General features: G+C 40.2%; 15 protein-coding genes and 1 pseudogene. 7 read left to right on the forward strand and 9 right to left on the reverse strand.

The window, feature by feature from the left end:
- Positions 1–301 precede the first annotated feature (301 nt).
- Positions 302–1,813: a sodium/proline symporter PutP gene (gene putP / locus J3455_RS04620; protein ID WP_130052041.1), complete on the forward strand. Its 1,512-nt coding sequence runs from the start codon at positions 302–304 to the stop codon at positions 1,811–1,813.
- A 61-nt stretch (positions 1,814–1,874) separates the two neighbouring features.
- Here putP and J3455_RS04625 read toward each other — a convergent pair whose 3' ends face one another.
- Positions 1,875–2,177, reverse strand: coding sequence for a YebG family protein (locus J3455_RS04625; RefSeq protein WP_130052040.1), 303 nt, complete (start codon positions 2,175–2,177; stop codon positions 1,875–1,877).
- Positions 2,178–2,423: 246 nt separating this feature from the next.
- Between J3455_RS04625 and J3455_RS04630 the strand changes: the two genes are divergently transcribed.
- Complete coding sequence (locus J3455_RS04630) at positions 2,424–2,717, forward strand: ComEA family DNA-binding protein (RefSeq protein ID WP_349561220.1); 294 nt, start codon at positions 2,424–2,426, stop codon at positions 2,715–2,717.
- Positions 2,718–3,046: 329 nt separating this feature from the next.
- Here J3455_RS04630 and J3455_RS04635 read toward each other — a convergent pair whose 3' ends face one another.
- From J3455_RS04635 to J3455_RS04645, 3 genes are all read right to left on the reverse strand, one after another.
- Positions 3,047–3,349, reverse strand: coding sequence for a DUF6170 family protein (locus J3455_RS04635; protein WP_130052038.1), 303 nt, complete (start codon positions 3,347–3,349; stop codon positions 3,047–3,049).
- Entirely contained in the window at positions 3,349–3,867 is a 519-nt protein-coding gene (dsbB, locus tag J3455_RS04640) for a disulfide bond formation protein DsbB (protein ID WP_130052037.1), read from the reverse strand. The genes J3455_RS04635 and dsbB overlap by 1 nt, the downstream gene beginning before the upstream one ends.
- A gap of 127 nt (positions 3,868–3,994) precedes the next feature.
- Positions 3,995–5,146: a chorismate mutase gene (locus J3455_RS04645; RefSeq protein ID WP_130052036.1), complete on the reverse strand. Its 1,152-nt coding sequence runs from the start codon at positions 5,144–5,146 to the stop codon at positions 3,995–3,997.
- A 334-nt stretch (positions 5,147–5,480) separates the two neighbouring features.
- Here J3455_RS04645 and J3455_RS04650 point away from each other — a divergent pair, with 334 nt between their 5' ends.
- The gene (locus tag J3455_RS04650) at positions 5,481–8,480 is read left to right on the forward strand and encodes a bifunctional diguanylate cyclase/phosphodiesterase (protein ID WP_167657951.1); all 3,000 of its coding nucleotides are present in this window, start codon (positions 5,481–5,483) and stop codon (positions 8,478–8,480) included.
- A 29-nt stretch (positions 8,481–8,509) separates the two neighbouring features.
- Here the strand turns inward: J3455_RS04650 and J3455_RS04655 are convergent, their stop codons facing one another.
- Entirely contained in the window at positions 8,510–8,839 is a 330-nt protein-coding gene (locus J3455_RS04655) for an SUI1 family translation initiation factor (RefSeq protein WP_348708017.1), read from the reverse strand.
- A gap of 133 nt (positions 8,840–8,972) precedes the next feature.
- On the opposite strand from J3455_RS04655, the gene J3455_RS04660 reads away from it, so the two are divergent.
- The 4 genes from J3455_RS04660 to J3455_RS04675 all read left to right on the forward strand — a co-directional run bounded on the left by J3455_RS04660 (position 8,973) and on the right by J3455_RS04675 (position 12,917).
- Complete coding sequence (locus J3455_RS04660) at positions 8,973–9,278, forward strand: STAS domain-containing protein (protein ID WP_130052033.1); 306 nt, start codon at positions 8,973–8,975, stop codon at positions 9,276–9,278.
- A complete protein-coding gene (locus J3455_RS04665) occupies positions 9,278–10,948 on the forward strand; it encodes an ATP-binding SpoIIE family protein phosphatase (RefSeq protein ID WP_178926726.1) in 1,671 nt (556 codons plus the stop codon). The genes J3455_RS04660 and J3455_RS04665 overlap by 1 nt, the downstream gene beginning before the upstream one ends.
- Before the next feature lie 45 nt (positions 10,949–10,993).
- On the forward strand, positions 10,994–11,653 hold the full coding sequence (locus tag J3455_RS04670; RefSeq protein ID WP_130052031.1) for a GAF domain-containing protein: 660 nt from the start codon (positions 10,994–10,996) through the stop codon (positions 11,651–11,653).
- 73 nt (positions 11,654–11,726) lie between these two features.
- Entirely contained in the window at positions 11,727–12,917 is a 1,191-nt protein-coding gene (locus J3455_RS04675) for an amino acid aminotransferase (protein WP_130052030.1), read from the forward strand.
- A gap of 77 nt (positions 12,918–12,994) precedes the next feature.
- Here J3455_RS04675 and J3455_RS04680 read toward each other — a convergent pair whose 3' ends face one another.
- The 4 genes and pseudogenes from J3455_RS04680 to J3455_RS04695 all read right to left on the reverse strand — a co-directional run bounded on the left by J3455_RS04680 (position 12,995) and on the right by J3455_RS04695 (position 17,885).
- A complete protein-coding gene (locus J3455_RS04680; RefSeq protein ID WP_349561222.1) occupies positions 12,995–13,741 on the reverse strand; it encodes a DUF3379 family protein in 747 nt (248 codons plus the stop codon).
- Positions 13,741–14,289: pseudogene (locus J3455_RS04685) on the reverse strand (sigma-70 family RNA polymerase sigma factor); the annotation flags it as partial. The pseudogene J3455_RS04685 and the gene J3455_RS04680, both read right to left, overlap by 1 nt.
- Before the next feature lie 78 nt (positions 14,290–14,367).
- The gene (locus J3455_RS04690) at positions 14,368–16,017 is read right to left on the reverse strand and encodes a BatD family protein (RefSeq protein WP_349561224.1); all 1,650 of its coding nucleotides are present in this window, start codon (positions 16,015–16,017) and stop codon (positions 14,368–14,370) included.
- Complete coding sequence (locus J3455_RS04695; RefSeq protein ID WP_349561225.1) at positions 16,011–17,885, reverse strand: VWA domain-containing protein; 1,875 nt, start codon at positions 17,883–17,885, stop codon at positions 16,011–16,013. Before J3455_RS04695 ends, J3455_RS04690 begins: the two co-directional genes overlap by 7 nt.

The following is a 17,885-nucleotide window of genomic DNA, read 5'->3' on the forward strand; positions in this document are numbered from 1 at the left end:
GCATTAATTAAATATTCATTTTTGAGGATAAATACTGATTTTCTGTGATCCTAAGACTAGGATAAATTGTAATGAAATTCTATAACTAGCGATTAAATATCACATTTTTGTTATGAAAAGGTTGTAATTGTAAACCTGCCACTGAACGGCTTGATTGGAGTTGTAGGGTAGAAGCATGTTATAGTCATGAGTGATATCGGTTTTTACCCCAATAATGTCTTAAAATTAAGTAACTTGCGAGTCATTATTCGGATTAAAAGCCAACATTAAACAATTATTGGAGGCTAATTTGGAAACAGGAATGATAATTTCGTTAGCATTGTACTTCATCGTAATGTTGGGGATTGGGCTATACGCTTATAAGCAATCCACAGACGATGTATCAGGTTATATGCTAGGTGGTCGTAATTTATCACCAAGTGTTGCTGCGCTTTCAGCAGGTGCATCAGATATGAGTGGTTGGCTGCTAATGGGCTTACCAGGTGCAATGTATCTGTTCGGCTTAAGCAAAGTTTGGATTGCTATAGGTCTAGTACTCGGTGCTTGGGCTAACTATTTCTTGGTAGCGCCTCGTTTACGTGTTTATACTGAGAAAGCGAATGACTCAATCACCATTCCAGATTATTTCGCAAACCGCTTTGATGATAATAAAAATATACTGCGTGTTATTTCTGCGATAGTAATCATTGTTTTCTTCACCTTGTATACTTCATCAGGTGTTGTCGCGGGTGGTAAGTTATTCGAAAACTCATTTAATATGAGCTATGAAATGGGTCTGTATATCACAACTGGCGTTGTAGTGTTATATACCTTGTTTGGTGGCTTCTTAGCAGTAAGCCTTACAGACTTTGTTCAAGGCTGTATCATGTTTATCTCGCTGCTTGCAGTACCAATTGCGACATATACTATGCTTGATCAACCATTCATGGATACACTCGCCAATGCACGCTATGATTTATTGTTAAGCTCACCAAAAGAAACTGAAATTCATGCACTTAATATGATGGACTGGTTTGCTGGTGGTTCGACGATTGCTATTATCTCTGCAATGGCATGGGGTCTTGGTTATTTTGGACAGCCGCATATTATTGTTCGTTTTATGTCTGTGCGTTCAGTTAAAGATATGCCAACTATGCGACGTGTGGGGATGTCGTGGATGACACTTTCAGCAATTGGTGCTGTGTTAACAGGTTTATTTGGTGCTGCTTATATGCTTGAAAACCAAATGCCAATTGATGATAAAGAAACTATTTTCTTGGTATTGTCTGAACTTATCTTCCATCCTCTAATTGCTGGTTTCTTATTGGCTGCTATTTTAGCTGCGATTATGAGTACCATCTCATCGCAATTACTAGTGTGTTCAAGCTCTCTAACAGAAGACTTCTATAAGATTTATTTAAACCGAAGTGCTTCTCAAAAAGAGCTAGTATTAGTCGGTCGTATTAGTGTTATCTTGGTTGCTCTGTTTGCTATTTACCTAGCGTATGACCGCGATAGCTCTATTTTGGATTTAGTAAGTAATGCATGGGCTGGTTTCGGTGCTGCATTTGGTCCATTAGTACTACTTAGCCTTTACTGGAAGCGCATGAACTTACAAGGCGCTATCAGTGGTATGGTTGTCGGTGCTGCAACAGTACTGTTTTGGATTTACGCGCCAATTAAGATCGATGGCCAATCGCTAAGTGCAATTATTTATGAGATTGTCCCTGGCTTTATTTTATCAACGATTGCCATTATTGTTGTGAGCCTAATGACGACTGAGCCGAAAAAAGAAATTACAGATTTATTTGATGAAGTTGAGTCATCACTTTAGTTTTGAGTAAGCACAAAAAAGGGCAACATTTGTTGCCCTTTTTTAATTTTATAACCAATGCTTAGCTTGCAGCTTTTTCTTTTATATCTGCAACGTTATCGTCTGATTTTGCTTTTTTAGGCTTCGCAGGAACCTCTTTTGCACCTTTAAGTACAGCCATAAATTGGTCTTTTTCTTTTGCCATTTCAAGCGCTAGTGATTCAATTTGTTGCTCGCTTAATGGTACATCAACTTTTTCAAGCATTAATTCTAATGACTCAGCAATGTCGAGCATTTTGTCATACGCATCAGCTTCTTTCTTAGTAGTAAACGTCATGCGCTCGACTCCGTTTCTTTCTACAACATATTTAACAACAACAGCCATGATTTCTCCTGCATTTAAGCGTGGCATTTGCAGCGTAAAATCGCCACTTTGATTACTGTTTTTATATACAGTAATGCTTCGGGCCTTACTTTGCAAGTATCTAAAGAAATTTTTTATGGAACAAATTTGACAATAATAGGGGCATTAGCTTTATTTATATTGTTACCCAAAGTTAAACACAAGCGATGGAGTGAGTGTTGGGTAATAGCTAACTACCTGTCCAAGATGGACATCACGGAGGAAATTATGAAATTACTATCAAGTCTTTTACTTGCCACGAGTATTGCGTTACTGCCTACAACACCGGCATTCGCCGTAAAACCAACCGAAGCAAAACAAGTTAAAATGCAAAAGCTCAGTATTAACAAAGCTAGCATCGATCAACTTACTCAATTACCGGGTATTGGTGAGTCTAAAGCTAAAGCGATTGTTGAGCATCGCAATAAGCAAGGTCCGTTTAAGTCGGTAGAGCAATTAAAAGAAGTAAAAGGAATAGGCGATAAGGTATTTGCTAAACTTGAGGGGAAAATTACGCTTTAAAAGACTAGGGCGTGTTGACCTATTGTGATTGATTTTGCAGCAGTATGTTTGGTATTTAAGCAAGGCAGAGCCTATGTCGTGTGGTTGTTCAACATAAATAGGCGATAACGCAGCATCCATACCAAACACGCGCTGCCTTTTGGGTTCTTCCTAGGGGCGATTATCTTTTTATTACTTAAATAGATGAAGCTAAAGGGCGTGGGCAGAACGCGGTAGCTTTGCTCGATTTTTACTTAGTCCACTAGGTTACAAATCTCGCGCCGCGATTAAATTGCCCCTAGAGTGAACAAACTTTAATCCACAAAGGTCAACAAGCCCTAAACAGGGCGTTATTCGCCCTGTTTAAATTCATTGATAGCTTTGTCTAAATGCGCTAGTGCGAACAAATTTTCGATAGGTGTTGTGATAAGTGGGTAACTTAAGCCTGCTAATAATAACCAAGGTAACAGCATCCAGCCTTCAAAGTAGGCTAAACCTAAAAATAATGGCGCAAGAAAGGCAAGCTTACACACCGATAAAATAATCTTTTTACTTGGGCTTAAATGAGCCAGAGCAAGTGCAATTATTTGCTGGCGCTGCCTTACTTTAAAAGTTTTTAAAGCAGGGATTTGACTAGTAAAAAAATAAATCATTATAACGACTTTTTAGTTACTAAACGGCTAAATAAAACGGCTACAAAGACTATTGAAAACGCAGCGAAAATAATCTCCATCCATGCAGGCATACTCATTGAGGCAAATTGCCAATCAATATTGCCGCAATCGCCAGTGGCTGCAAAAAAGCTAGGGATCCATTCATGCAGTGGCATAAAGCTTGGGAAATTAGGCTCAAATGCGCAGCTAAATGCAAAAGGGTCGGTATTGTTTTGCATTGCAATGTGTTCTTTAGCAATAAAGTAACCCCAGATTGCAGAGATACCCCAAGTAGCAAATGCAACAAGGCGAACAACCATATTTTGCGGGTTAATCGCTCCAATCACACCTGCTGCAAGTAAGCCTAAAACAGCGGTACGTTGATAAATGCACATAATACATGGTTCAAGTCCCATGCTGTATTGAAAAAACAACGCAGTGACTTCAAACGCTAGTGAAATAAATGCTAATAATAACCAAGGTGTTCTTTTAGTTGCTAATTCTGCTAACCAATTCATGAATGATCCAATTTGAAATTGTTTTCAAGATTATGCTTAGACGGGGCTGTGGGTGCAAGTATCTAAGATGAAATTATACGAAAAAGGAGCCAAGCGGCTCCTTTCATTAATCAGTAATGATCGTCAGTTAAACACTTACAGCTTGCAAAGACTCACTTTGATAACAACCAAGTACACGGGTGTACTGAGTATGTTCTTTTAGCTCTTCTAGTGCCTGTTTAACATGTAAGTCATCAAGGTTTGCTTCGAGATCTACATAAAACACTTCTTCCCAAGGGTTTCCAGGTACTGGACGTGACTCTAGTTTTACAAGGTTAATTTTGTGATGTTTAAAAATCATTAAGGCGTCAGCTAACGAACCCGCTTGTTGCTTGGTGGCCATAATTAAACTCGTTTTGGTTGGGATTTGTTTCGACACTTGAAGAGGTTTACGGGCTACTACAATGAAGCGGCTATGGTTTTCACTTTGATTGGCCAAGCCTGATTTAACCACTTCTAAACCGACGTTTTTCCCTGCTTGTGCAGAGCCGATAGCGGCACTGTTTGCGGTTTCAACTGCTGATTGCAATGCATGGAAAGTTGAATCACAGGTTTCATGTTGAATGTCACCTAAGCCCTGAATGAAACGGCTACATTGAGCAAAAGGCTGTGGGTGAGCAAATATTTTATTGATATGAGATAACTCAGTACCAGGCATCGCTAATAAACAGTGTTCAACGCTGTGCGTCACTTCACCAACAATTGATACTTGAGCGTGCTGTAATAAATCGAATACTTCATTGATACTACCAGAACTGGTGTTTTCAATGGGTAATAAACCAAAATCAGCTTGGCCACTTTCTACTTTACCGGTGATTTGGTCAAAGCTAGAACAACCCATTTCAATTACTTTACCCGGGCGGCGGCTGAAATATTTATGACAGGCTAATTGACTGTATGAACCTTGACCACCCAAATAAGCAACACGATGACTTTCGCTCATGGCTTCTGGGTTAAGGTTTTTTTGCAACATCGCTTGTTGGTTTAGAACAGAATCTTCAAGAATGGTTTGGAACACGTTATTAATGTAGTACGCATCAAGGCCTAATGATTTTCCATAACTAATGAGTTTTTCGAGTAATGCTTGTTCGCGAGCCTCATCGCGAATTGGTTTGTTATTGGCTATCTTGTACTCAACCACGCTGTGGCTGATACGACGTCTTTTTGCCAGTAAGACAAGTAAGTCGGAATCTATTTCATTAATATCGTGTCGTAACGCATTTAATGTATCAATGCTCATGTTGGTTTCCTCATTCCAAAACAGTGCGCAAACAAAAAAGCCTCCCAAGTGGGAGGCTTTAGCTATTCGGTGAATTTATCTCGCAAACAGTTAAGCCTCCTCTATTTAAAGAAGCTAAAAAACGAAAAGTAAGTGCGAGAGATAATTTGTTTCATTGAGTTAATGTAAAAACACTTGTATGTAAAGTCAACCGCCTATCGAGGCTAATTTTGAAATCATATGTGTTTATTCAGAAAATTCATTAATCTTCATAAAAAATTTATAAATATAAAAATGAATCTGGTATATTTGTTTTTGCACAATAAATAATAACAATTATTAATAAGGTAGTCCTGTGGTGTATCGACGACCGCCATCACGTTTTGGTGTGAATTCATTAAGTATGAAATTGTCGCTGCTGATCTCTGCGATTTGTTTGATTGCAGGTATATGTGCTGCGGCTTTGATGCTTAAATCTGAAGAAAAACAGCTTGTTTTTGAAGAGCATGAACTTTTAAAACACTCGAGTGAACGCTTGAGTCGTCAATTTAACCGCCTGATTAAAACTAAAATAAATATCGCTGAGCAGGCTAATAATGTTGTAAGCAGCCAACTGCTTCACAATGAGTCTCACTTACAAAGCAAACGAAGCGCCGATATTAAATTTTCCGTTGATGGCAGTATCCGCAGTACTTCAGAAAATGGTTTATCTGCAGCGTTTATCCCTCAAGATAAATATTCTGAATTTTATAAGCAGCTTATAAACGATTCTGAATCATTGTGGAAAATCGTTTCACCTACTTTAATTCAAGATTTCTTTAATTTTTACTTAGTTACGAAAGACAACTTTATTCGTATAGCGCCACCAAACTGGGCGCTAAATGTACCTGGCGACTTTGACTTCACCAAAGACGAAGCCTTCAATTATGCCCAAGCTGCAACTAATCCAAGCCGAGAAGCGGTATGGTCAAAAGTGTATTACGACACTATTTGGCATAAATGGGTCGTTAGTGTACTTGTGCCAATCTACCTTGATAACGAATTTTTTGGTGTAACAGGTAGCGATATTGCTCTTGAAACTTTATTGGCACAATTGCCTATTGGTGATCGTGAGCAACATCTATTTGTTTTCGATGCAAAAGGTCAGTTATTAGCTCACCCTGATTTAGATAGGACAACTTTAGAGCAATATGGACGAGAAGGTAAAAAATTACTGACAGAAGATTTTGTTAATCCCGATCTGCAAAAGCTAGTGTCTGAAACGATTCGCTTAAAATTACCTGAGTCTGCAAATTCATTTGTCCAAGATGGCGAAACTCACATTATCAATATTCGTAAAGTTGAGAACCTAAATTGGTATATTGGTATTTATAAAAAGCGTTCGTCGGCACTTTCAGCACTAGAAGAGCTAAAAGTAAAATTCTTTGGCTTGTTTATCTTGTACGCTATTTTAGTTGCCTTGTTATTGCATCAAGCACTTTACCAATTAGTACTGCGTCGTATTCACTCATTAGTTAACGCGGTGGTGAGTTTTGGCAAAGGGCAATTACAAACAGAGTTTCCAAAAGCCAATAAAGATGAAATTGGTACCTTAAATGGCTCGTTCAGAGACATGGCTATTGAAATTCGTAAATTAATTGATGGTCTCAACCAGCGCATTAGCGAAAAAGAAATAGCTGAAAAGGCAGCTAACCGCTTATCTAAAGCTGTGGCTTTCTCGGGCACCGGTGTAGTGATCACGAACCAAGATTTTGAGATCAAATACGTGAATCCGAAAATGGTTGAAATGACCGGTTTCGAAGAGCGTCATTTCATTGGTTCGCCGCTGTTAAATATCATCTCTCAAGAAATGGCTATTTTAGTTGATGATATTGATATTGACTTACGTAGCCGTAATTACTGGCGAGGGGATACCTTATTACAAGCTAATGAACGCCAATCTGTTTGGGTTTCGCTAAGTATTTCACCAATTCGTGAAGATGGTGGTGAGATCACCAGTTATGTGGCATCTGCGCAAGATATTTCGTTTGTGAAAGAAAGCCAACGTAAAATGGAACAACTGGCTTACTTTGATACTTTAACTGGACTTGCTAACCGTACTTTCTTCAGAATGCAGCTGCGCAAGTCAATGGCACTTGCCGAGCGTGGTCATTATGCATTTGCCTTATTCTATTTTGACTTAGACGAATTTAAACGTATCAACGATACGCTAGGTCATGATGCGGGTGATCAGTTGCTAGTAGAAGTTGCTAATCGCCTGAAAAAGCGTCTGCGTACAGAAGATACGATTGCGCGTTTAGGCGGCGATGAATTCGCGGTATTATTAAGTGGTATTGAGCATCAAACACACGCCATGGAAGTCGCAAATACGATTCAACGCACTCTCAATGAGCCTATCAAATTAGGTAATAATGAAGTGATCATTAGTGCCAGTATTGGTATCACTATGGCGCCATTTGATAGTCAAGAAGAAGATCAATTACTTAAACATGCTGACCTTGCGATGTATGAAGCAAAAGCCAAAGGGCGCAATACCTTCCACTTCTATAGCCAAGAATTAAATGCAGCTGCGAATGAGCGCTTATTTATTGAAAATGAGTTACGTACTGGTATCCGTGAAGGGCAGTTTAGAGTTTATTATCAGCCACAAGTGGATTGTCGCAATAATCAGGTAGTTGGGTACGAAGCGCTTATTCGTTGGTTCCACCCTGAAGAAGGAATGATCCCACCGACGAAATTTATTCCAATTGCTGAAGCAACCGGTTTAATTGTTGAGTTAGGTGCATGGATATTACGAGAAGCCTGTGAATTTGCGGCTCGTTTAGCAAGCCAAGATTTGAAGAATAATATTTCAATCAATCTATCGGCTCGCCAGTTTAAAGATGCCAACCTAGTGACGACTCTTGATACGATAATCAAGCAAACAGGGGTTGAGCCTAAACGCTTACACCTTGAGCTAACAGAAAGTATGCTGATGGGGCATGTTGAAGCCGCTATTTTACAACTGCATCAATTAAAAGCCTTGGGGGTATCAATTTCAATCGACGACTTTGGTACTGGCTACTCTTCATTAAGTTACCTAAAACGTTTCCCTGTGGATATCTTGAAAGTTGACCGCTCGTTTGTGAAAGATATCCCTGAGGATACTAATGATATGGAAATTACCGCTGCGATTATTGCTATGGCGCAAAAGTTGAAACTTAATGTTGTTGCCGAAGGGGTTGAGACCATTGAACAAATTGAGTTTTTACAAAATAACAACTGTTATATTGTGCAAGGATACTACTATAGTAAGCCTATCCCTGAAGATGAGTTGCCCGCACTTTATGAACAGCTCAACTCTTTGAATTCATAAAATACAGAACTCAAAAATATAGGGGGCGACTAGCCCCCTGCAATTTTAACTTTAAATTTCAGTCCCTCGAGAATCGTTTTTAGTTTATCTCTATCATCACCTTGAACTTCGATGATACCGTCTTTGACTGCACCGCCTTGGCCCATTTTACTTTTAATGGTCTTAGCTAATTTTTTTAAGTCGTGCTGTTCGCTGTCGATCCCAACAACTAACATGACACCCTTACCTTTGCGGCCTTTGGTTTGACGTTCAATACGCAAAAAGCCGTCTTTAAAAATTTTACCTTGGGTTGGTTTGCTTTCTTTAGGTTGCTCAATGCGACCCGTAGCAGTTGAATAAACTAGATTATTATCGCTCATAGTGGATCTCGTTGTAGAAGCTTGGCTAAATGATAACAAATTTCATCCTAAGTGTTTTAATTTTTGGCTTATTTGTTCTAAGCGGTTATATTTAATTAGGTATCAGGAAAGATTTGTTTATTAGGAGTTTATTATGAGTTTATCGCGCAGCACTTCTGCTGATGGCGCTATATTAACCGTACAAATCAAAGGAAAATTTGATTTTAATTTGGTGCAATCTTTTCGTCAGGCGTACGCCGATCTTAACGACAATATCGATAAAGTGGTTATTGACCTCAGAGAAACAGATTACATGGACAGCTCAGCGTTAGGCATGTTGCTGAACATGAAAAAAAACCTAACAGGCAAAGTTGAAACAATTCAAATTAGCAATTGCCAACCGCAACTGAAAAAAATCCTGCAAATCTCACGTTTTGATAAAAAGTTCGATATTGATTGATGCTTAATATTCTGGTTGTAGACGATCTAGCCTTAAATCGTCGCTTATTAACCGTGATGTTAGAGCAGCAGGGCTACCGTGTTTATACCGCTGAAAACGGGCTTGTTGCTTTAAACCTGCTCGAAGAACACACCATTGATATTGTGTTACTCGATGTCATTATGCCTGTGATGGACGGCTTTGAAACCGCAGCGATTATCAAAGAGCGCTTTAGCCAAGTTTACTTACCGATTATATTTATTACCTCTTTAGAAGATGAAGCGAGTTTTGAGCGTTGCTTAGCGGTTGGCGGCGATGACTTTTTACATAAGCCATTTCAAGAGGTCATTCTTAACGCGAAAATTAAAGCGCATAGCCGGATCCGTAATTTAAGCCAAAAGGCAAGAGAGCAAAATCTACAACTTGAATATCATCAAAATCAAGTCGAGCGCGAACATGAAATCGTCGAACATATTTTTAATAACGCCCTCGAAAACCAACAGTCATTTCCGTCGCATTTAGACTTTCATTTATCACCTGCCGCTATGTTTAATGGCGATATGTTTTTGGTAGCACAAAGCCCAATTGGCAGCTTGTACTGCATGCTTGGTGATTTTACCGGCCATGGTTTAGCTGCTGCGGTCGGAGCACTTCCTGCTTCAAGGGTATTTTATACAATGGTAAGTAAGGGGATGTCAGTCAGTGATATTGCTGCAGAAATTAATTCAGTACTAGGTAAATTACTGCCAGGACATATGTTTTGTGCTGCTACCATTCTAGAGCTCAGTAACACCGGGAAAAGTGTTTCGGCTTGGCTTGGAGGATTACCTGATACGTATATCATCGACCAAAATGGAGAACTCATTCGCACTCTTGAATCTCAACACATGGCACTGGGTATTTTAGAAGAGGATGAATTTGAACGTGCACTTATTCACATAGAGGTAGAAGATACTTCTCGTATCGTGATGGCGACCGATGGCATTATTGAAACTACTAGCCCAAATGATGAATATTTTGGTGAGCAGCGTTTTAAAAAGGTGCTTGGCTCAAAGCCAAATATTTCTTCAAATCAAGTATTAGAACGAGTAAACAAATTTGCCCGCGGCAATAAACAACAAGACGACTTAAGCTTAGTATTATTAAATTGTTTACCTATGGATGAGTCTGAGCAAAAGTCTGAACAGCTATCTGCATTACCCTTTAATTTTTCATTGAGCTTAAATTCAAAGCAAATCAAAAGCACAGATCCTGTGTTGGAAGTAGTTGATGTAATAAGTAAAGTGGCGGGGTTAAATGCCCATCGCGCAAATATCTTTTTGATACTCTCAGAGGCCTATAATAATGCCTTAGATCACGGTGTGTTAGGTCTCGACTCAGAGATTAAGAATCAAGAAGATGGCTTTTTAATTTATTATCAACAACGAGAAGAGGCCCTCGCAAATTTAACAGATGCTTTAATCATTATTGATATCCGTTATTGCCCCGAAGAGTGTGCTCTATATTTTACCGTTTGTGACTCAGGAAACGGTTTTAGTAAAGAGCAAACAAATCAACAAAGCCTTGCAAGGGAGCATGGTAGAGGCTTGTGCTTACTTAGAGAAGTTGCTTCAAAAGTGACATTTAATAGTGCTGGTAATCAAGTCGAAATTTATTATCAATTAACAGCAAGCAGTACTAGCTCACACTAAAATCGCATGTTATCATTCTGGCATTATAGATGTTTGGATGGCTAAATGATTTCTAACTACTTATCTACTGCACAGCTTGAATTACCAGAAAACTTGGTTGCTGAGCAATTATCGAACCTTGAACAATATCTTGCAGAGTCCGCTTTACCAGCAGTGCGTTGGGAGTATCAAATTCCTGAGCTAGGCGAGGGGGGGGCGTGTAGCTTATTTGGTTATTTGCAAGATGAACCATTCAAATTAAACGATTATGTTGCAGATGATGCTACAAATACTGAAAAGCTGACTAAGCTTCAACAAATCATCGATTTTGTCGTTGCTCAGACTCAAGTTGATTGGTTTGGTATTTATCAAGCAACAAATACTGAGGAAGGCCCTCAGTTATTAAAACTGGTTTATCACGGGGCACCTAGCCGACCATTATTCCCGCTTACAGAAGCGTTTGCTAAAGGTAGTAACAATGTTCAAGTCGCGCTTTCTAAGCAAGGTCGCGTGATCAATAACGTTGCTGATTATCTTGCAAAAGGTGGTGAGTATTATACCTGCGATCCAAAGGTGAAAGCTGAAACCTGTTTACCCTTACTATCAGCTAAAAATGAATGCTTAGGTATTATAGATGCAGAAGCATTTAGTAATGATTTCTTTGATCAGCAGACCCTTGCATTACTTGTGGCTTGTTGTATTAAAATTCCTCAACTCTTGGTCTAATTTTACTAGTAATCAGGCTGGGTTTTTATGTTAAGCTAGTGGCAACGCTAACCCCTATAAAAAGAGATAGTCAATGTTCTCAGAATTAAAACCATTACCAACAGATCCTATTCTTGGCCTAATGGCGGCCTTTAAACAAGATACAAACCCAAAGAAAATTGATTTGGGTGTAGGTGTTTATAAGGATGAGCAAGGCAATACGCCTGTATTAAAAGCGGTTAAAAAAGCGGAAGCGTTTCGTTTAGAAAACGAAACCAGTAAATCGTACATTGGCTTGGCTGGTAACTTAGATTACTGTCAAAAAATGGAAAACTTATTACTGGGTGAGCATCCAGCACTTTTAGCTAACCGTGTTCGCACTGCACAAGCACCAGGTGGTACAGGTGCATTACGTGTTGCAGCTGAATTCATCAAGCGTTGCAACAAAGATGCGACGGTATGGGTAACTACGCCAACGTGGGCAAACCACATCAGCTTATTTGAAGCGGCGGGCTTAACAGTAAAAGAATACCCTTACTACGATTACGAAAATAAAGACCTTTTATTTGATGACATGATTAATACCCTTAAGCAAGTGCCTAAAGGTGATGTTGTGTTATTCCACGCATGTTGTCACAACCCAAGCGGTATGGATTTAAATGCTGAGCAATGGAGCACAGTTGCAGAGCTTGCTGTTGAAGTTGGTTTCACGCCACTGGTTGATATTGCTTACCAAGGTTTTGGTTCAAGCCTTGAAGAAGACGCAGCGGGTCTTCGCAAATTAGCAGCAGCGGTAGATGAACTAATCATCTGTTCTTCATGTTCGAAAAACTTCGGTCTATACCGCGAACGTATCGGTGCATGTTCAATCATTGCTAAAGATGCAGCGACTGCTGATATCTCTAACTCTGTATTATTAAGCGTTGTACGTAGCATCTATTCAATGCCGCCTGCACATGGTGCTGATATTGTTAGCACGATTTTAGGCAGCACTGAGCTGACGCAAATGTGGCATGACGAGCTTGATGAAATGCGTAATCGTATTAATGGCTTACGTACTTTAATCAAAGAAAGCTTAGCAGCGAAAGGCATTGATCAAGACTTCTCATTTATTGACCGTCAAAATGGTATGTTCTCATTCCTAGGTATTAATAAAGAGCAAATCGAACGTTTACAAAAAGAGTACTCAATCTACATTGTTGGTTCTAGCCGTGTAAACGTTGCTGGTATCAGCGATGCAAACATTGATTACTTCGCAAATGCAGTAGCAGACGTTTGTAAATAATCGGCTCTATAGCGATAAAAAAAACCGCATGACTGCGGTTTTTTTGTGCCTGTAATATGTGTTACTACGAGTAGGTATTAATGTAGCCAGCGAATGGCGTCATTAATCATATTGTTGTAGCTGTCAAGCGGAGCGCCAATACTCGCTATTAAGATAGTATCTGCTCGCTCTCCGCGGTTAATGTGACCAGCAAAACGCTCATCATTGAAATCATCAGAGCCAGTGCCAAACGGTTGCTCGTCAGAAGGCACTATGAATACTGTCATTGGGCCAAAGTCAGACTCAAACACCAAGTGTAGGCCTTTTTTGCCTTGAAAGTCACAAAACATCAAATAGGTTACTTTACCTGGTAGCTCATCTAGGTGTCCGCCAATAGTAGCAAACTTTTCATTTACATAAGCAAGGTCTATCGCTTCATGCTTATCTAACGCGCCAATCTCATGATAAAGGTGTGTAAAGGCATGCTCACCCACACTGTATAAAGTATGTTGTTTGTTAATGACAAAGAACACACTAATTGCCACTAAAAACGATGCTGCGGCGGCTAAATACAGGCGATTGAAGGCAAAGCGCGACTTAGCCTCAATAATAGTGTCTAGCGGCTGCTCATGGTTTTCTTCACAAGCATAGGTGTTATCAATAACTCGCTTTGCCAAATTTTCAGGCACGGGTACGTTAAGCGCTTTGCTTAGTTCATCATCGAGGGCACGTACATCATCAATAAACGCCTGTTTATCAGTGTCCTGCTCGGCAAACGCTTCAAGTTCCTTATCAATAGTGCTTGGCTCGGCGAGGATGCGGCGGCGAAACTCGAGTTCATCCATTAATTTGATGCTCCTCTAAGTTGATCATCATCACTGCTTAAAGCCTCTTTAAGCTGGTTTCTGGCACGAAAAAGTCGTGTCATGACAGTATTTTTATTTAAATCGAGGATCTGGGCAATCTCGTCGCCAGAGCAACCCATTACCACCTGCAGCAGTAATGGTTCTCGATACTCTTGTGATAACTTTCCAATTTGTCGTTGAATCACTGTTTGTTCCATTTCAGCATCAAGGGTTGTACTTTTTTCATCTACAAGGGTGTCGTTTTCAACATCGGCGTAATCAAATTGTTTACGTTCAAAGCGACGTGCATTCTCGCGACGTAAGATAGTTAACAACCAAGGTTTTACCGCTTGTTGATCTTGCAGTGAATCCAAGGCACGCCAAGCCCTCAGGAAAGTTTCCTGCACTAAGTCTTCAGCAATGTTCTGATCACGACACAACCAATACGCAAAGCGAAAAAGCTCACTGTGGTAGACATGAACCAGCGCTTCATATCGCTTTTGTTTTTCTGTCATAGTAACTAAGACCTGCCTATCAGAAAAAATCTTTCTGAGATTATTATTTTTTTCTTAAAAAAACGGCTAATTCAAGATTAGCCGTTTATATTCAATCTATTAGATTAATCGTTAATCGTAAAGATTTTTTAATTCAGTGTCATTACTTGTCGATTGGGTGTGCTTTGTTGCTTGGCTTAGCAAGTTTACAATTAAACTTAAATCAACTTGTTCATCTGCTGAACTATAAAGTTTAGTGCGTAATTTAGCAATTTCATCATTAAGTTGTGTGTTTTTGAGTGATGCGAGTAAATACTCAATGGCCGCTACATTCTTACCTGTGTACTGTTTTGCATAGAGGTTTAATGCGTTATAAAACGCTGAGCTATTGTTCTGTTTTGCAAACAGCTTTAACTCATTTAATGACACGGATGTAACACTCTTAGATAATGCTTTAGGCGTTGATTGTTGAGGGCGCTTTTTAATGTAAAGCACTAAGGTGACTAACCAAAGTCCATAGCCGACAATTGCCACGATAATAAGCCACATCGGGCTCGTGACTTGCGTAACGGTTTGCACATTAGTTGGCGTATGACTCAGCTCATTAGAGCTTGCTGTTTGCGGCTCTGCGATAGCTGGGGCTGTTGGTGTGAGTGGATTTGTACTTGGCACAACTGTTAATGTTCGAGCAGGTATTGTCGCGTAGCTAATACGATTGATTTTGGTATTAAACCAAGGCAGCTTTATTTCAGGCAATGTATAAGTGCCCGGTGTTTGCGGTAATAAAGCATAAGAAGCCGTTTGTTGTGAAATAACACGGCCATCACGTACCAGATGATTACTCTCTTTTTCATCAGGGTAACTTCTAAAACCTTGCACCTGCGGCATATCGATATCAGGAAGTTGCTCTTTAGTAACCCCCAATGCGGTTAAGGTGATAGTTCGAGTGATCGGCGTACCGACTTCCACGGTGTCATCTTTTGGTTGCCATTGCTCATCAAGGTTAACCAATTCACTCGGTAACCAAGCACCTGAGTAGTTTTCTGGAATTGGCTTGATTTCAATATCGACATCTTCGCCCATTGCTGAAACAGCCATTTGTCGGTAATTTTGACGAATACGGCCATTGAATACTGGGGCTGTGATGGTATTCACGCCACTTTTTTGTGGTTGCACTAAATACTCACGGGTGATCACTAAATAGCGTTTTCCATCAATTAACTCATAGTCTTCAGATTGCTTGTTAATTGGAGTTAGCTCAGCGTTTTCCATTTCTGGTGTGGTTAAGTTGCCATCAAGCAGTTCTTTGTTGTTGTCTAAATACAATTTAACCGTATAAACACCGGCTTCTTGCACGTATAAGCTAGTTGGCTTGATGCTTGTTTTAATGAAGGCTTCTTTATTTTGCTCAGAGGTTTGGCTGCGCTTAGCCACCGTTAGCTCAATCGGTTTTGAACTGACACCAGCAACGGTAAAAGCAGGAATGGTATAAGTGCCTTCTTTGCGGGTCATCAGTTTTACAGACCAGTTAGTTTGCTTACTGATTTCACCATTAATAATGTTGGTACGCGAGCTTACACTGGTAGGCCCTACAACAAAGTCTTTTAATAACACTGAAGTGTCGGGTTGTTCGCTGTTAATAGAGTCGTCTGCTGAGATGGTTAAAATAAAAAACTCACCGGCAAGGACTGGGTTTTTATCAACACTTGCCTGTAGCTGGGTGGCAGCCCAAAGCGGCGCTGCCGCGATTAGCAATAAACAACATAATAATCGCATTACCATGATTTTTCGGCTCCTCGTGGACGACGTTGATAGTTTCGTTTTTGTGCTTCTAATTGCATTTTATTTCTTAATAAGATCGCAGGATCATCGGGAACTTTACGCAGCAATTGATTAAGTTGCTGGGCTTTTTCTTTCTCTTCATTAGTCAGCTCAGCAGCTTGTGCCTGCATAGCCTGTTGCTCTGCTTGCTGTTTAGCTTGTTCATCGCTTTGCGATGGCTCTGGCTGGGCATCTTGTTGCTCAGGAGATTGCTCTGGCTTTTGCTCACCTGATTGTGGCGACTTTTCTGATTCAGATTGCATTTCAGGTTTGTTTTGTTGATCACTTTCAGAGTCACTTTGCTCACCTTTTTGATCTGACTGTTCGCCTTGCTCTGAGGGTTGTTGGCTATCTTGCTGCTCACTTTGCTCAGAGTTATCGCCTTGCTGGGAGTTTTCACCCTGTTGCTTTTGCTGGTTATCTTGCTGACCATCGGAGTTTTGTTGATCAGTGTTTTGCTGTTGATCTTGTTGCTGCTGTTGCTCTTGCTGCTGCATTAACTGTTCAACAAGGGCTTGGTTTTCTTTTGCTTCAGTGAAGTCATTTTTAAGCTGTTGGGCTTTCTTATAAGCTTCTATTGCTTGCTCTAGTTCACCTGCCTTTGCAAGGGCATTGCCATAGTTGTACAAACCCGTCGCAGATTTATCTTCACTAAACGCATCCATGGCAGCTTGGTAATTACCTTGCTGATAAAGGGCTGCGCCTTTTAATTGCGTGTTTTCAGCTTGGGCGGCTTGTTCAAATTGATTTTGCTGATAGGCATCGAGAGCGCGTTGGTCTTGGTTTTTAAACACCTCTGGTAACTCGGCGGCGTAAACCTGTTGCTGAGGTAATAGCATAACGAACAAAAAGCCAAGTACTAGGCTGCTTCGGCGAATTAAAAAAAGCGCTAATGGTAGTAAAATAACAAGACCGTATATACCAGCATCAACACGCCATAACGCTTGGCTTTGTTTCTCGTCTTTGAGTACTTCAGCATTGGCTGTTGGGGCAAATGTTTGAATATCTTGATTACTGGTTTGATAAAGTGCAAATTTGCCACCGCTGTTGCGCGCTAAAGCACTTAAGCGACTGATATTTAGCGTCGGAATAACAATCTGTCCTTGCGAATCTTTTAAAAAGCCACCTTCAGGTAACTTAATAGGCGCACCTTGCTCCGTGCCGACGCCATAGACATTCAAGCGATAACTCGACTGAGCGGTAAAGCGACTAATATCTTCTTGATCAAGGCTATCAATCCCATCGGTAACTAAAATAATATCACCATCTAAATAGCCTGCTTGTTTAAGTAAATCGTCGGCTTTTTCTAAACCTTCAATAACGTTCGATCCTTTGCTCGGCATGATATCTGGGCTTAGGCTTGGGATGAGGTTAGCTAAGGTGCTGGCGTCATTGGTTAGCGGTGAAATGGTAAATGCAGAACCTGCATAAGCAACCAATGCCGTATCACCTTCTTTGAAAAGTTCAATCATATCAAGTGCTTTAAAGCGAGCTTGAACTAATCTATTTGGTGCGATGTCGGTACTGAACATTGAGTACGACATATCCATCACAATAACCCGTGCGTTTTTCGCTTGAAACACTGGGACTTGTTTTTTCTCGAAGCTTGGACCTGCTGCAAACACAATGGCTAGCAAGGTAAAAATAGCAACTAGCCAAAGCGGTTGGCTTTGCTTTTTATGATTGTCGCTCATTACAAACTGCGCCAAATGGGGGGCAATTAAATCAGCTGGGGCGTTCTTTTTATTGCGTACTAACAACACACTAAAAATAATCAGTGCGGGGAGCAATAACCAAAGTAGTGCAGGGCGAATAAATTCAAAATCCAA

It is taken from the genome of Pseudoalteromonas sp. NFXS39 (genome assembly GCF_040148775.1).
Classification (GTDB): domain Bacteria; phylum Pseudomonadota; class Gammaproteobacteria; order Enterobacterales; family Alteromonadaceae; genus Pseudoalteromonas; species Pseudoalteromonas apostichopi.

Coding starts and splice junctions, on each gene's coding strand:
- putP (WP_130052041.1), top strand. CDS start 302: ATGATAATTTCGTTAGCATTGTACTTCATCGTAATGTTGGGGATTGGG.
- J3455_RS04625 (WP_130052040.1), bottom strand. CDS start 2,177: ATGGCTGTTGTTGTTAAATATGTTGTAGAAAGAAACGGAGTCGAGCGC.
- J3455_RS04630 (WP_349561220.1), top strand. CDS start 2,424: ATGAAATTACTATCAAGTCTTTTACTTGCCACGAGTATTGCGTTACTG.
- J3455_RS04635 (WP_130052038.1), bottom strand. CDS start 3,349: ATGATTTATTTTTTTACTAGTCAAATCCCTGCTTTAAAAACTTTTAAA.
- dsbB (WP_130052037.1), bottom strand. CDS start 3,867: ATGAATTGGTTAGCAGAATTAGCAACTAAAAGAACACCTTGGTTATTA.
- J3455_RS04645 (WP_130052036.1), bottom strand. CDS start 5,146: ATGAGCATTGATACATTAAATGCGTTACGACACGATATTAATGAAATA.
- J3455_RS04655 (WP_348708017.1), bottom strand. CDS start 8,839: ATGAGCGATAATAATCTAGTTTATTCAACTGCTACGGGTCGCATTGAG.
- J3455_RS04660 (WP_130052033.1), top strand. CDS start 8,973: ATGAGTTTATCGCGCAGCACTTCTGCTGATGGCGCTATATTAACCGTA.
- J3455_RS04665 (WP_178926726.1), top strand. CDS start 9,278: ATGCTTAATATTCTGGTTGTAGACGATCTAGCCTTAAATCGTCGCTTA.
- J3455_RS04670 (WP_130052031.1), top strand. CDS start 10,994: ATGATTTCTAACTACTTATCTACTGCACAGCTTGAATTACCAGAAAAC.
- J3455_RS04675 (WP_130052030.1), top strand. CDS start 11,727: ATGTTCTCAGAATTAAAACCATTACCAACAGATCCTATTCTTGGCCTA.
- J3455_RS04680 (WP_349561222.1), bottom strand. CDS start 13,741: ATGGATGAACTCGAGTTTCGCCGCCGCATCCTCGCCGAGCCAAGCACT.
- J3455_RS04690 (WP_349561224.1), bottom strand. CDS start 16,017: ATGGTAATGCGATTATTATGTTGTTTATTGCTAATCGCGGCAGCGCCG.